This window comes from Bradyrhizobium sp. T-1 (assembly GCF_053592855.1).
In genome coordinates, this window is sequence record NZ_CM132115.1 from 4,180,654 (window position 1) to 4,194,107 (window position 13,454).

Sequence of the window (13,454 nt, forward strand, 5' to 3'; positions counted from 1 at the left end):
TGATCACGCAATCGATGCTGCGCAATCTAGTCCGGTTGCCTTAATGCGCCGTCAATGTTCCCGATGAAACTGAGCCTAGACCGGTCCGGAGCGGTCACGAAAAGCCTCGACCATCAAGGGGTTAAGGCCGAGTTCGCTGAGCGCCTCGCGTGCGCGGGAATTGTCCTGGGCCCGGCCCGCCAGCCGGTGCCCCGAAAGCCGGTCGGGCAGGGCCGTCAGCAGCGCGCCCTGGCCGAGCCGGCGCGCCCATTCCTGCAGGTCGTTGGAAAGGAATCGATAGCCGCCGACGGCCATGATGCCGGAGGGCGGCGCGGTGATGCAGATCGCGCCGCTCGCCCGGTCGATCCGCGCGGCATAGCCGGTGTCGACATAGTCGCGCGGCGGCTGCGCCGTCAGCGTCTCACCGACCGGCTGCGGCGGTGCATAGGCCGCGATCGGCACCATCGGGCCGCGCAAGCCGAGCGTGCCCTTCGGCGTCAGCAGGATATCACCCGCGATCGAGGACCCCGACTGCTCGCGCGGGGCGCCATGCGGGCCCGGCAGTACCGCGACTGGCATGCCATCCTCGCCGCGCCGGGCGCCGAATAGCCCGGCCTCGCCGAACAGATAGACGTCCGTGAGCGGTGCATGGGGCGCGGTCCAGGCTTCGCTGGCCGCCACCTGTTCCGGCGCGCGCCAGAGCCCGACGACGTTACGCAAGGTCGGCATTCGCGCGGCAAGACCTGAATCGCCGAGGCGCAATGCGAGCTGGGCAGGCGCGATCAGCACGTTGCATCCGTGCTCGTTGATCTGCTGCTCCAGCACCTCGCTCTCGAACGGATGATGCAGCGCCAGCGTGCCGCCGCAGAGCAGCCACACCGCGAGCGAGGAGGCGAGGCCCGCGAACGACATCGGCGTGAACGCCGACATCACGGTCGCGCCTTGCTGGATGTCGGCCTCCAGCGACATCGCAAGCCCGCCGGCGATCAGGCTGAAATGCGGCCGCGGCACCGGGCGGAAACCTTCCGCCGTGACGTCGAAGGAGATCATCGCCGCCTTGCGGCCGTCCTGGATCACGGCGCGCGTGGCGCCGGGCGGACGTGCCAGCACCTCGTCGAGTGGGGCCATGCCTTCGGGCAGGTCAGAACCGAAGCCGAAGACGTGGCGGATCGAGAAGGCTTCCGCCGCGGCGTGCATCGCGAGGTCGGAATAGCTGACGCCATCGATCTTGCTCATGGTGACGATGGCGCGTGCCGCTGTGCGGTTGAGCGCAGCCGCGAGTTCCGCCTGCCGCCACAGCAGCGGAAGCACCGCAACCACGAGGCCGGCGCGATGGGCAGCGAGCACGGTCAGCACGAACTCGACCGTCGCGGGCAACTGGATCGCGATCACCGAATTGGCCGGCAGGCCCGATTCGACGAAATGCGCCGACAGCGCCTCGATGGCGGTGTCGGCTTCGGCGTAGGTGAGCCGGCGGGGCTGATGCCCGGTGATGCGGGATTTGTTGAGGGGGTCCAGCAGAGCGGGCGCGTGCGGCTGTCGCATCAGCGTCCGCTGGAACAGCGTGTCGAGCGTCGGCGATACGGCTGGCTGGTTCACGGCGTCACTTCGCTGGACTGGCTTGAGGCAAACCCTTCGCCCACCAGGTCTCCGGCAGGTAGCCTGAGAGCGCGGTGGTCGATGGTCGTTCTATCCGATTCCAACGCGCGATCCATTGCTCGGATACGTTAAACAGGGGGATTGTGTAGAAGCCCGCGATCAAGGCGCGGTCGAGCGCCCGTACCGCGTCGACAAAATCCGTATGATCACGGGCCTCCAGCAGGGCCTTGATCATGGCGTCGACGGCGGGGTCCTTCGCGCCCATGTAGTTGCGGGTGCCCGGATTGTCCGCGGCCGCGCTGCCCCAATAGAAATACTGCTCGTTGCCGGGCGACAGCGACTGGTCCCAGCGGTTCTGGATCATGTCGAACTCGTAGGCCAGCCGGCGTTGATCGAACTGCACAGGATCGACCGCGCGCACGCTTCCCTCAATGCCGGCGCGCTTGAGGTCGCGCTGGAAGGCGAGCGCGATGCGTTCCTGGTCGCGGGTCGTTACCAGCATCTCGAAGGTGAAGGGCGCCTTGGTCGCGCGGTTGCGCAGCACGGTGCCGTCGAGATCGTAGCCGGCGTCGGACAGCAATTTGAGCGCAGCGCGTAGCGTGGTGCGGTCGCGTCCCGAGCCGTCGGTCACAGGCAGGCGGTAGCTGCCGTCCATGATATCGGGCGGGATCTGCGCGGCGAAAGGCTTCAATAGCTCGCGCTCGCGCGCGTCCGCAGGTCGCGCATAGGACGACAGGTCGGAGCCCGCGAAATAGCCGGCGACACGCGAATAGAGCGAGAAGAAATAGTTGCGATTGACCAGTTCGAAATCGAACAGCAGCGTCAGCGCCTGGCGCACGCGGATGTCGGCGAAAATCGGACGCCGCGTGTTGAACACCAGGAATTCCGAGGGCTGCGGCGTGCCGGGCTTGACGGTGTCGCGGATCACGTCGCCGTTCTTGGCAGCCGGAAAATCGTAGCCGTCGTGCCAGCGCAGCGGCTCGTTCTCGACGCGGAAATCATAGAGGCCGCGCTTGAAGGCTTCAAACTGGCCGTTGGCCTCGCGGTAATAGTCGAGCCGGATCTCGTCGAAATTGAACAACCCGCGATTGATGGGTAAGTCGCGGCCCCAATAATCGGGATTGCGCGAGAGTGTCACGCTGGCGCCGGGCTTGACCGCCGTTACCCGATACGGACCGGAGGCGATCGGCCCGGTCAGCGTCGTCTCCTCGAAGGTCGCAACGTCCACCGCGTGCTTCGGCAGGATCGGCATCAGGCCGAGGATCAGCGGCAATTCGCGGTCGTTGGCGCCGGTGAGGTCGAAGCGAACGGTGAGGGGATCGGGCGCTTCGGCCTTTGCGACCTTGCCGTAATATTGCCGGAGGTTGGGACGGCCATGATCGCGCAGCAGCTGCCAGGAAAACAGCACGTCCTCGGCGGCGACCTGCCTGCCGTCGGAGAAGCGGGCGCGGGGATCGAGACGGAACGTGACGTAGCTCCGCTCGTCGTCGGTCTCGACGGTTCTGGCGAGCAGGCCGTAGAGCGTGAACGGCTCGTCCTGGCCGCGCGCCAGCAGGCTCTCGACCACGTAGGCGCGGATCGGCTGGACCGCCAAACCCTTCACGATGAACGGATTGAGACTGTCGAAGGTGCCAAGAATGCCCCAGGTCAGCCGACCGCCCTTGGGGGCATCAGGATTGGCATAGGGCATGTGGGTGAAATCGGCCGGCAGCGCCGGCTTGCCGTGCATGGCGATGGCGTGGGCCTCTCCGGCCCGCGCCGCGTTGGCCGATAGGCTGACGGCAACGGCCAAAGCGAGACAGCAAAGGCGGACGGCGGGGCCCTCGAGCAGGCGCTGGAACATGAACATTCGGACACGTTGATTCGAGGACCGGCGGGCCTGAATCCTATCACAGGGATTTCACTGGGCGCCCAACCGGATGAGCCCAAAGACGCTTGTCGGCATTGATCTTTTCGTCGACCACGTTAAGAAGGCACGCAATCGCGCAAGAGCGCCGAGCCCGTCACGTATCTGCCTCAATTGACGGGGAGAGAGCCGCACCCAAGGCGGTTTGTTCGGTGCTTCGCAGCGGTTCGGGCACTTCCCGTTCAGAAAGGGTTTTCTGCAATGAATTTCCGTTATTTGGCCGCGTCCGTCCGGCCGCGCGGGCGCCTTCTCGCCCTGTTGACGGCGACGGCATTGGTCGTCCCGTTTGCCGCTGAGGCCCAGGCGCCGGCCCCGGGCGCACCCGCGCCGAAGGCTGCCCCGAAGGCCGCTCCGAAGGCTGCCCCCAAGGCGCCGGCTCCGGCCCCCGCGCCGGCTCCGCAGGCCCAGCAGGCCCCGGCTCAGCAGGGCGCGCCTGCGGCGCAGGGCGGCCAGCCCGCAGATCAGCAGATCCAGCTGATCTACGCCCCCTGGACCAAGTTCTGCCTCAAGGGCCAGGACGCCAATGCCAAGCAGGTCTGCTTCACCGGCAAGGACGGCCGCATCGAATCGGGCCAGCCGGTCATCGCGGCCGTGATCATCGAGCCGGAAGGCGAGCCGAAGAAGATCCTGCGCGTGACGCTGCCGCTCGGCATGCAACTCGTGCACGGCACCCGCATCATCGTCGACAACAATCCGCCGCTGCAGAGCCCGTATGTGATCTGCTTCCAGAACGGCTGCATGTCGGACTACGAGGCGACCCCCGAGCTGCTCGCCAACATGAAGAAGGGCCAGAACCTCGTGGTGCAGGCGATCAACGCCAACGGTGCGCCGCTGACCCTGCCGCTGCCGCTCGCCGGTGAATTCCAGAAGGCCTATGACGGTCCGCCGACCGATCCGAAGGTGTTCGAGGAAACCCAGAAGAAGCTGCAGGAAGAGCTTCAGAAGAAGGCTGAGGAGCAACGCAAGAAGCTCGAGCAGAACGGCGGTGCGCCTGGTGCCCCCGCCGCAGCTCCGGCCGGTCAGAAGTAGTCGGGCTCAAATCCCGGACACGAAAAAGGCGCCCGAACGGGCGCCTTTTTTACTGGCCGCTTGCTAGCGGAGAAGTTCAGTTCAGAGAGGGATTACGCGGGCGGTAGCCGCCATCCTTGTTCTTGATGAAGATCTCGGCCACCTGGGAATGGCGGATCGGTTCGCCGGACTCATCGGGCAGAAGGTTCTGCTCGGACACGTAGGCGACGTATTCGGATTCCGCGTTCTCCGCGAGCAGGTGGTAGAACGGCTGGTCCTTATGGGGCCGCACCTCCTCGGGGATCGACAGCCACCACTCCTCGGTGTTGTTGAATTCCGGATCGATGTCGAAAATCACCCCCCGGAACGAGAAGATCCGGTGGCGAACGACCTGACCGATCTGAAATTTGGCGGTCCGCGCTTTAATCATCCTCCGTCGATAGACCAGGATTGTGGCCGATGCTAGTGCCCTGATCTGGAATTGCCCCGCGGTTGCGGGGCAGATAGCCACCAGATCCTCAGAAAACACTTCATCAATGGTTGATATCCTCAATCTGGCGCTACCTTATTTCGGCTTGATCTTCGTTGGTTTCGCGTGCGGCAAGGCCAAGTCGCTGCCGGAATCAGGCCTCGCCTGGATGAACTTCTTCCTGCTCTATGTGTCGCTGCCGGCGCTGCTGTTCGCAATCATGTCGAAGACGCCGTTTTCGGAATTGAACAATCCGCCGTTCCTGGTCGCGACCACGCTGTCGACGGTGGCGGCGTTCAGCATCGCGCTGGTGGTCGGCAAGGTGCTGGGCGGGTTGACGCTGCGTGAGGCGACGCTTGCGGGTCTCTCCGGCGGTTACGGCAATATCGGCTATATGGGGCCGGGGCTCGCGCTCGCCGTGCTCGGGCCGAAGGCGGCGGCGCCGACCGCGCTGATCTTCTGCTGCGACAGCATCTTCCTGTTCACGATCGTGCCGTTGCTGATCGAGCTGTCTGACCGCGATCATCCTTCGATCGTGCATGCCTTCGGCGTCGTGCTGAAGCAGATCGTGCTCAACCCGCTGATCATGTCGGCCTGTTTTGGCGCGGCGGTGGCGGCGCTTCATGTCGAGCTGCCAGTGGCGCTCGACCGCACCATCACCTTCCTCCAGAACGCCGCAGCGCCGACCGCGCTGTTCGTGCTCGGCGTGACCGTGGCGCTGCGCCCGTTCGACCGCGTACCGTGGGAGGTGCCGGGTGTGATCGCGGTCAAACTCCTGATTCATCCACTCGCGGCATTCGGCCTGATGCTGGCGTTCGGGCCATTTGCGCAGCCCTGGGCCGCGACCGCCATCCTGATGGCCTCGCTGCCGCCGGCGCTGAACGTGTTCGTGATCGCCCGCCAGAACGATGCCTGGATCGAGTCCGCCTCCGTCGCCGTGCTGCTCGGCACGTTTGCATCCGTGGTCACGCTGACCAGCGTGATGTGGTTGCTTCAAACCGGGCGGCTGGCGTTTCCGTAAGAGACAGCTTGCGCGACGGGATGTTCACCTCTCCCTACGGGAGAGGTGTCCGAGCGGCGCTCCGGTTGATCGTTAATTCGCGGCTACTTCCGCCAGGTCGGCGTCAGCCCCTCGCGCATGGCAAAGCGCCTGAGCGGGCCGATGGCGCCGAGCAGGTGCATGCCGACGGCGCGGACAGGCTGGAGCGGCAGGAAGTCGTTGAGCAGTGAGCGATTGGCGATATCGATCGCAAACGTCCGGCTCAAAATGTCGGGCCGCCGTGCCCGGTCGTAGCGCTTGAGCACCTCATCCGCGCCTGGATCCTGGCCCGCTGCGACGGCCTCGGCCGCGAGCCGCGCGATATCCGCAGCATCCCGCAGACCGAGATTGAGGCCCTGGGCACCGATCGGGGGAACCACATGGGCGGCTTCGCCGACCAGCGCGATGCGATCGCGGGCGAAGGATTTTGGGCGCTCGATCGCGAGCGGAAACAGGTTGCGGCCGGGCTCGACCGCCATGCGGCCGAGGATCGAATGCGACTGCTTTTCGATCGCAGCGGAGAGCTCCTCGTCGCTCAAGCCACGGAGCCGTTCGGCGTCGGCTGGGGCCGAAACCCAGACGATGCTGGAACGATTGCCGGGCAGGGGCACGAACACGCAAGGGCCATGCGGCGTGTGGAACTCGGTCGAGACGTTTCGGTGCGGCCTGGTATGGCTGACGTTGAAGGTCAGTGCCGTCTGCGTCAGGTCGCGCCGCGTGACCGCGATGCCGGCGGCCTCCCGGCACAGCGAGTGGCGGCCGTCGGCGCCGACGACGAGCCGGGCCGAGAGGAATTGGCCGGAGGCCGTGCGGATTGCGACATCACCGGCTTCGATGACGATGCTCTCGGCCTCGTCATCGAAACGGACGAGGTTTTGCAACTCGGCGGCGCGCGCCTCGAGCGCCAGCATCAGCGACCGGTTGTCGATGTTGTAGCCGAATGCGTCGAGCCCGATCTCGTGGCAGGAGAACCTGACCTCGGGCGCGCGGAACAGCCGGCCGGTGTCGTCGACGAGGCGCATCACCTCGAGGCCGGCCGCCTTGTCCTTGCAGCGCGGCCAGACGTCGAGGTCTTCCAGGAGATCGACGGAGGCGCCCAGCAGCGCAGTGGTCCGATTGTCGGCGTAGGGCAGGCGCCGCGCTACCAGCGCGGTTCGCGCGCCGGCCTGCGCCAAGGCAATTCCGGCCGCAAGACCCGCCGGTCCGCCGCCGATAACGCTTACGTCAAAGAGTGTCGATGCGTCTGTCATGGAACGACATTTGACACGGCCCGCGGCAAATTCAAGCCACCTATTTTGCCCGATTTTTGTGACGAAATGCGCGGCGCAATGCCGCGAGGGCGGATGTGCAAACCGGTCCCGTTCTGGTAGCAGGAGCCATGGAAGCTCAGATGGACAGCCAAGAGGACTCCCTGAAGCCGAAACCCGCGATCCGTGCCGCGGCGTTCTCGGTGCACATCTTCACCGCCTTCGGCGCGGCGATCGCGCTATTGGCGATGCTGGAGGCCGTGCGCGAGCACTGGGCGGCAATGTTCGGATGGCTGGGCGTCGCGCTCATCATCGATGCCATCGACGGACCGATCGCGCGCCTGCTCGACGTCAAGAACGTGCAGCCGAACTGGTCGGGCGACGTGCTCGATCTCGTGGTCGATTTCCTCACCTATGTCTTCGTGCCGGCCTATGCGATCGTGGCGAGCGGCCTGCTGCTGCCAGTCGCCGCACCCTTGCTCGGCATCGCCATCATCGTCACCAGCGCATTATACTTCGCCGATCTGCGCATGAAGGCGGATGACAATCATTTCCGCGGTTTCCCGGCGTTGTGGAATGCGGCGGCGTTCTATCTGTTCCTGCTGCACTGGCCGCCGCTGTCCTCGACGCTGCTGGTTGCGGCGCTGGTGGTATTGACCTTCGTGCCGTTTCACGTGCTGCATCCGGTTCGCGTCGTGCGGCTGCGCTGGCTGACCATGTCGTTGATCGTGCTGTGGGGGCTGCTCGGGTTCTACGCGCTGGAGATGGATTTTCGTGTCGGCACCGGCGTGACCGTCGTGCTCTGCGCGATCGCGCTCTGGATCGCCTTTAGCGATGCATTGATCCGGCTGGTGAGATCGTTCGCATGACGCATCTTCTGACCAGCCCCGAGGCCTGGGCCGCGCTGCTCACTTTGACCTCGCTCGAGATCGTGCTCGGCATCGACAACGTCATCTTCCTGTCGGTGATCGTCTCGCGCATCCCCGAGAAGCAGGCCCATCGCGCACGCCAGATCGGGCTGGCGCTGGCGCTGGTCTTCCGCATCATCCTGCTCAGCGTGCTGGTCTGGCTGATCGGCCTGACTGCGCCGGTGTTCTCGTTCTCCGGCTACGATTTCTCCTGGCGCGATCTCATCCTGATTGGCGGCGGCCTGTTCCTGATCGCCAAGGCGACGCACGAGATCCACGCCGAGGTCGAGGCCGACGACGGCGAGGGGACGCAGGACTCCGGCGGCCGCGCCTTCTTCTGGGTGATCGTCCAGATCGTGATCATCGACATCGTGTTCTCGCTGGATTCGATCATCACCGCGATCGGCATGGCGCAGGACATCGAGATCATGATTGCAGCCGTCGTGATTGCCTGCCTGATCATGTACATTTCGTCGGGGCCGGTGGCGCGATTCGTCGCCGAGCATCCGACCACCAAGATGCTGGCTCTGGCCTTTCTGGTGTTGATCGGCGTGGCGCTGGTCGCGGACGGATTCAAATTCCACATCCCGCGCGGCTACATCTATTTTGCAATTGCGTTCTCGGCGGCGGTCGAGTTCTTCAACGTGCTGGCGAAGCGCAATCGCAAGAGAGCGAGCAAGCCGTCCGCCTAGCCGCTTCGGCTGGCGTCAAGTTGACAAGGCAGTCGCGATGGCTTTCGCTGGCCTTGGAGAAGAGGAGGTCAGGTGATGACCAAAGCCGTTCGTGTGCACAAGGTCGGAGGCCCCGACGCCCTGGTCTATGAGAGCGTCGAGGTCCCGGCGCCTGGCCCGGGCGAGGTGCGCATCCGGCAGCATGCGGTCGGCCTGAACTTCATCGACGTCTACTATCGCACCGGCCTCTACAAGGCGCCGGGGCTTCCCTTCATTGCCGGCAACGAAGCCTCGGGCGAGGTTGTGGCCGTCGGGCCGGGCGTGACGAATTTCCACCCCGGCGATCGCGTCGCCTACTATCACAATCTCGGCGCCTACACGAGCGAGCGCAACATTCCCTGGGAGAAGCTGGTCAAGCTGCCCGACCACATCACTCACGAGCAGGGCGCCGTGCTGATGCTCAAGGGGCTGACGGTCTGGTATCTCCTGCACAAGACCTTCAAGGTCGAGCCGCATCATCGCGTGCTGATCCATGCCGCGGCCGGCGGTATCGGACTGTTGGCCTGCCAATGGGCGAGGGCGCTCGGCGCGCATGTCATCGGCACGGTCGGCTCGCGCGAGAAGGCCGAGCTCGCCGAGGCCAACGGCTGTGACCACGTCATCCTCTACAACGAAGAAGACTTCGTCGCCCGCGTGAAGCAGATCAGCCGCAACGAGGGCTGCGACGTCGTCTATGACGGCGTCGGCAAGGCGACCTTCCCGGGCTCGCTGTCATGCCTGAAGCCGCGCGGCATGTTCGTGTCCTTCGGCAACGCCTCAGGTCCCGTGCCGCCGTTCTCGATCGCCGAGCTGAACAACCACGGCTCGCTGTTTGCGACGCGGCCGAAGCTCAACGACTATGTCGGCACCCGCAAGGAGCTCCTGGAAGGCGCCGACACGCTGTTCTCTGCCGTCATCAACGGCAAGCTGCACGTGCCGATCAACCACGCCTATGCGCTGAAGGATGCAGCGAAGGCGCATATCGACCTGGAAAGCCGCAAGACGACGGGGGCGTCGATCTTGAAGCCGTAACTCCTCGTCATTGCCAGCGAAGCGAAGCAATCCAGAAATCCCTCCACGGAAGCAGTCTGGATTGCTTCGTCGCCAGCGCAAAATTGCTTCGCAATTTTGTCGCGGGCTCCTCGCAATGACGGGTCCTACGCCACCCGTCTCGCCGCACCGGCCTTGGTCAATATCCCGTCGAGACAGTCGATCATCTCGGCGATCTCTCCCTTGGTGACGTTCAGCGCCGGCATGAAGCGCAGCGTGTCCACCTGCGGCGCGTTCAGCAGCACGCCGGCCTCGAAGGCTTGCGCGACGATTCCCGGCGCGATCGGCAGCTTGAGGTCGAGGGCGAGCAGCAGCCCGCGTCCGCGCACGCCGCCGAGGCCGTGCCGGGCCGAGACCTTCTGCAACTCGCTTTCGAGCAGCAGGCCGGTCTCGGTGGCCGACTTCAGGAACTCCGGCTTGCCGACCTCGTCGAGCACCGCAAGACCGGCCGCGCACATGAGCGGATTGCCGTTGAACGTGCCACCCTGGTCGCCGTGCTCGAAGCAGGAGGCGCGGTCGGTCGCAAGCAGGGCTGCGAGCGGCACGCCGCCGCCGATGCCCTTGCCGAGCGTCATGATGTCGGGCGCGATGCCGGTGTGTTCATAGTGGAAGAGCTTTCCGGTCCGGCCCATACCGGTCTGGATCTCGTCGAAAATGAGCAGCAAGCCATGCGCCTCGGTGAGTGTGCGCAGGTCTTGCAGGAACTGATCGGTCGCGGGCCGCACGCCCGATTCACCCTGGATCGGCTCGAGCATCACGGCGACGGTGTTGTCGTTGATCCGCTTCTCAACCGAGGCGATGTCGTTGAGCTTCGCCTTCTTGAAGCCGGCGACTTTCGGCTCGAACAGCGGCTCGAATGCCTTCTTGCCCGAAGCGGACATCGTCGCCAGGGTTCTTCCGTGAAAGCCGCCCTCGAAGCTGATGATCTCGAACGCGCCGTTCCTGTGCAGGGTGCCATATTTGCGCGCGAGCTTGATCGCGCCCTCGTTGGCTTCCGCGCCGGAATTGGCAAAGAATACCTGGTCGAACGCGCTGGTCTCGACCAGCGCCTGGGCGAGCTTGAGACTCGGCTCGTTGTAGAAGGCCGGGCTGGGCGTCAGCAGCCGCTTGGCTTGCGAAGCGAGCGCATCGGCAACCGCCGGCGGGGAGTGGCCAAGGCAGTTCACGGCCCAGCCCTGCACGAAATCAAGATAGCGCTTGCGGGTGTCGTCCCAGAGGTAGGAGCCGGCGCCGCGGACGAACACGGCCTTGGGCCGTGCTGTGATGTCCATCAGTGCATCATACGGATGGGTGGCGGTGGTCATGTCGAACTCCTCTTGAGGTAGCGAAGATCTTTGGGGGCGGGTGGAAAAGGGACGCGAAAAGCAAGAAGGCCGCACTTTGCGGGTGCGGCCTTCTCGAAAACTGTGCTGATGTCAGGAGATCAGCGGCGTCGTCGGACATGGCGCAACCCATCATCGTCGCTGGTGCGACGACGGAAAGCTGCGCGGCGGTTGGTCCGAGAGTTGATCATGGGGCGCGTCCCTACAGCCGAAGGGCAGTGGTTGTCAAGTGGGTGTCTTGCGAGATGGCGCGCTGAGCACGCATCGCTCAGGTCGGATGCGCGGCTTCCTCGGCCTCGTCACCGCCCCAGTCGGCACTCGCAATCGCGCTGTCGATCAGTTCGCCGCGCATCAGCTTAAGCGGCGAATTCCAGTACAGCGCGATATTGTGGAAGGGATCGGTCAGCACCTTGAACACCCACACCAATCCGGTCACGACGCCGCGCGTGGCGAAGAGCTGGAGCATGCGTGCCAGTCCGCCACTAATGCCGATTGCGAGCCAGAGTGCGCCGATGTGGCGGATGAAGTCGGCACGATCGGCTGGCGGAGCAAACAGGCCGAATAGCGTCGGATCAACGTACAGTGCAATTGGCGCGCTGCCCCAGACCAGCAGCAAGATGATCTTGCGGGTCTGGTTGTAGCCGACCTTGACCGCTTCCTTGTATTCGTTGCTGACGTCGTTGACCGCGTCGTAGCCATTCGGTTCGAAGAAGAAATGGCCGGTCTGCCGCGCCAGCATCGCGAGCCAGCCGACAAGTCCGGCAAGTGCCGGATCCCTGAACAGCAGTGCGTAGCAGCCGAGGAAGATCACGGCGCTGACGAGGTGCAGCGTCTGATTGACAGTGCTCTGGTGGTAGAAGCGGTAATCGTCGAAGCGCTGCGTGCGCAGCATGTCCGAGAGGCGGCTCATTCCTCATTCCTCGCTCGCGTTGAAAGCGCGCGAGAGTTAGGATGAGTTCGTGACCTCTGCGTGAATGCATTATAGTGTCACATTGTGCGCGTGACGCTGCGGGCGACGGTTACTCGACGCCGTAATGCCCGAACACCTCCGCGATACCGCCGTTGATCGCTTTCGCCGCAGCGATGTCGCGCGCGGCGCCCTCGTCGTCGCCTTTCTTCCGCTTCGCAAGCCCGCGCCCGTAGAGCGCGCTGTCGAGCCCCGGCTTTGCGCTTAATGCCGCATCGTAGTCGGCGATCGCCGCGTCGAGATTGCCGAGCTTGAGTTGGACGAGGCCGCGGCTGTCCAGCGTGTAGGGATCGTTCGGACGCATCCGCAGCGATTGCTCGCAGTCGGTCAGTGCCTCCTGCAATTGCCCGAGGATCGCATGCGTCATGCAGCGCGAGTTGAATACGCCGGCATAGCTCGCATTGGCCTTGATCGCGCGGTCATAGTCCGCGAGCGCCTGCGCGTAGTCATGCGCGTCGAAATACATGTTCGCGCGCGCATAATAGTCGCGGTCGTTGTTCGGGCTGAGCTGAAGCGATTTGGCAAAATCGGCCAGCGCGCGATCCCGCTCGCCCTTGTCGCGAAAGATGCGTGCGCGATTGCCGTAGGCTGGACCATAGTTTGGATCGAGCTTGATCGACATGTCGAAATCGGAAAGCGCACGGTTGGCCTCGCCATGATTGCGATAGGCCGTGCCCCGGTTGAAAAAGGCGAGCGCGAATTTCGGATCGAGCTTGATCGCGCGATCATAGTCGGCGAGCGCGCGCTCATGGTCGTTCTTGCCGATGTAGGAATTTCCGCGGTTGTTGTAGTACTGCGCCTCGTCGGGCTTGAGCCGGATCGCGCGCGTGTAGTCCATGATGGCGTGGTCGAGGTCGCCGAGATCGTCATGGACGATGCCACGATTATACCACGCGATGGCATCGCTCTCGTCGAGATCGATCGCGCGGTTGAGGTCGGCCAAGGCCCGCTCGGTCTCGCCCTTGCGCCGAAAGATCTCGCCGCGGTTGGCGAGCGCAAGCTCGTTCGACGGATTGGCCTGGAGCACGGCCGAGCAACCGATGAGCCGTCGGTCGTCACTGACCCGTTCGGAACCGAAGCACCACTGCCGTGCCTGTGCCGCCGACGGCGATTGCGCGGCGGCCGGAAACGCGAGCAGGGTCAATGCGACAGCCAGGGCGCACCGTCCTAATGGGATTTTGATCTTGTGATGGCACGTCATTTGATTGCTGCGCAGAAACCAACAGGCCCCTAGCGCGTTTGTGATCGCA

Annotated in this window: 12 protein-coding genes; 5 read left to right on the plus strand and 7 right to left on the minus strand. The window is 64.5% G+C overall.

The genetic code is table 11. The annotated features are described in order from the left end of the window. Positions 1-75: 75 nt before the first annotated feature. On the minus strand, positions 76-1,578 hold the full coding sequence (locus ACWAT4_RS20125; protein WP_212302337.1) for an AMP-binding protein: 1,503 nt from the start codon (positions 1,576-1,578) through the stop codon (positions 76-78). Between the two features lie 4 nt (positions 1,579-1,582). Beyond that, on the minus strand, positions 1,583-3,427 hold the full coding sequence (locus ACWAT4_RS20130; RefSeq protein ID WP_449727875.1) for an extracellular solute-binding protein: 1,845 nt from the start codon (positions 3,425-3,427) through the stop codon (positions 1,583-1,585). A 258-nt stretch (positions 3,428-3,685) separates the two neighbouring features. On the opposite strand from ACWAT4_RS20130, the gene ACWAT4_RS20135 reads away from it, so the two are divergent. After that, complete coding sequence (locus tag ACWAT4_RS20135; RefSeq protein WP_212302335.1) at positions 3,686-4,513, plus strand: invasion associated locus B family protein; 828 nt, start codon at positions 3,686-3,688, stop codon at positions 4,511-4,513. Positions 4,514-4,589: 76 nt separating this feature from the next. Here the strand turns inward: ACWAT4_RS20135 and hspQ are convergent, their stop codons facing one another. Continuing rightward, the gene (gene hspQ, locus ACWAT4_RS20140) at positions 4,590-4,922 is read right to left on the minus strand and encodes a heat shock protein HspQ (protein WP_018317973.1); all 333 of its coding nucleotides are present in this window, start codon (positions 4,920-4,922) and stop codon (positions 4,590-4,592) included. 106 nt (positions 4,923-5,028) lie between these two features. On the opposite strand from hspQ, the gene ACWAT4_RS20145 reads away from it, so the two are divergent. Then, positions 5,029-5,982, plus strand: coding sequence for an AEC family transporter (locus ACWAT4_RS20145; protein ID WP_212302334.1), 954 nt, complete (start codon positions 5,029-5,031; stop codon positions 5,980-5,982). Positions 5,983-6,065: 83 nt separating this feature from the next. On the opposite strand, the gene ACWAT4_RS20150 is transcribed toward ACWAT4_RS20145, so the two are convergent. Further along, positions 6,066-7,250, minus strand: a complete 1,185-nt coding sequence (locus ACWAT4_RS20150; RefSeq protein ID WP_212302333.1) for a UbiH/UbiF family hydroxylase — start codon at positions 7,248-7,250, stop codon at positions 6,066-6,068. Positions 7,251-7,390: 140 nt separating this feature from the next. On the opposite strand from ACWAT4_RS20150, the gene pcsA reads away from it, so the two are divergent. From pcsA to ACWAT4_RS20165, 3 genes are all read left to right on the plus strand, one after another. Further along, complete coding sequence (pcsA, locus tag ACWAT4_RS20155; protein ID WP_249149163.1) at positions 7,391-8,116, plus strand: phosphatidylcholine synthase; 726 nt, start codon at positions 7,391-7,393, stop codon at positions 8,114-8,116. Further along, the gene (locus ACWAT4_RS20160) at positions 8,113-8,847 is read left to right on the plus strand and encodes a TerC family protein (protein WP_212302331.1); all 735 of its coding nucleotides are present in this window, start codon (positions 8,113-8,115) and stop codon (positions 8,845-8,847) included. The genes pcsA and ACWAT4_RS20160 overlap by 4 nt, the downstream gene beginning before the upstream one ends. 75 nt (positions 8,848-8,922) lie before the next feature. Continuing rightward, the gene (locus tag ACWAT4_RS20165) at positions 8,923-9,897 is read left to right on the plus strand and encodes a quinone oxidoreductase family protein (RefSeq protein ID WP_212424702.1); all 975 of its coding nucleotides are present in this window, start codon (positions 8,923-8,925) and stop codon (positions 9,895-9,897) included. 125 nt (positions 9,898-10,022) lie between these two features. On the opposite strand, the gene ACWAT4_RS20170 is transcribed toward ACWAT4_RS20165, so the two are convergent. The 3 genes from ACWAT4_RS20170 to ACWAT4_RS20180 all read right to left on the minus strand — a co-directional run bounded on the left by ACWAT4_RS20170 (position 10,023) and on the right by ACWAT4_RS20180 (position 13,348). Continuing rightward, complete coding sequence (locus tag ACWAT4_RS20170) at positions 10,023-11,219, minus strand: acetylornithine transaminase (RefSeq protein WP_449727876.1); 1,197 nt, start codon at positions 11,217-11,219, stop codon at positions 10,023-10,025. A 286-nt stretch (positions 11,220-11,505) separates the two neighbouring features. Further along, the gene (locus ACWAT4_RS20175; protein ID WP_212424704.1) at positions 11,506-12,147 is read right to left on the minus strand and encodes a hypothetical protein; all 642 of its coding nucleotides are present in this window, start codon (positions 12,145-12,147) and stop codon (positions 11,506-11,508) included. A gap of 109 nt (positions 12,148-12,256) precedes the next feature. After that, positions 12,257-13,348, minus strand: a complete 1,092-nt coding sequence (locus ACWAT4_RS20180) for a tetratricopeptide repeat protein (protein WP_449727877.1) — start codon at positions 13,346-13,348, stop codon at positions 12,257-12,259. Between the last annotated feature and the right edge of the window lie 106 nt (positions 13,349-13,454).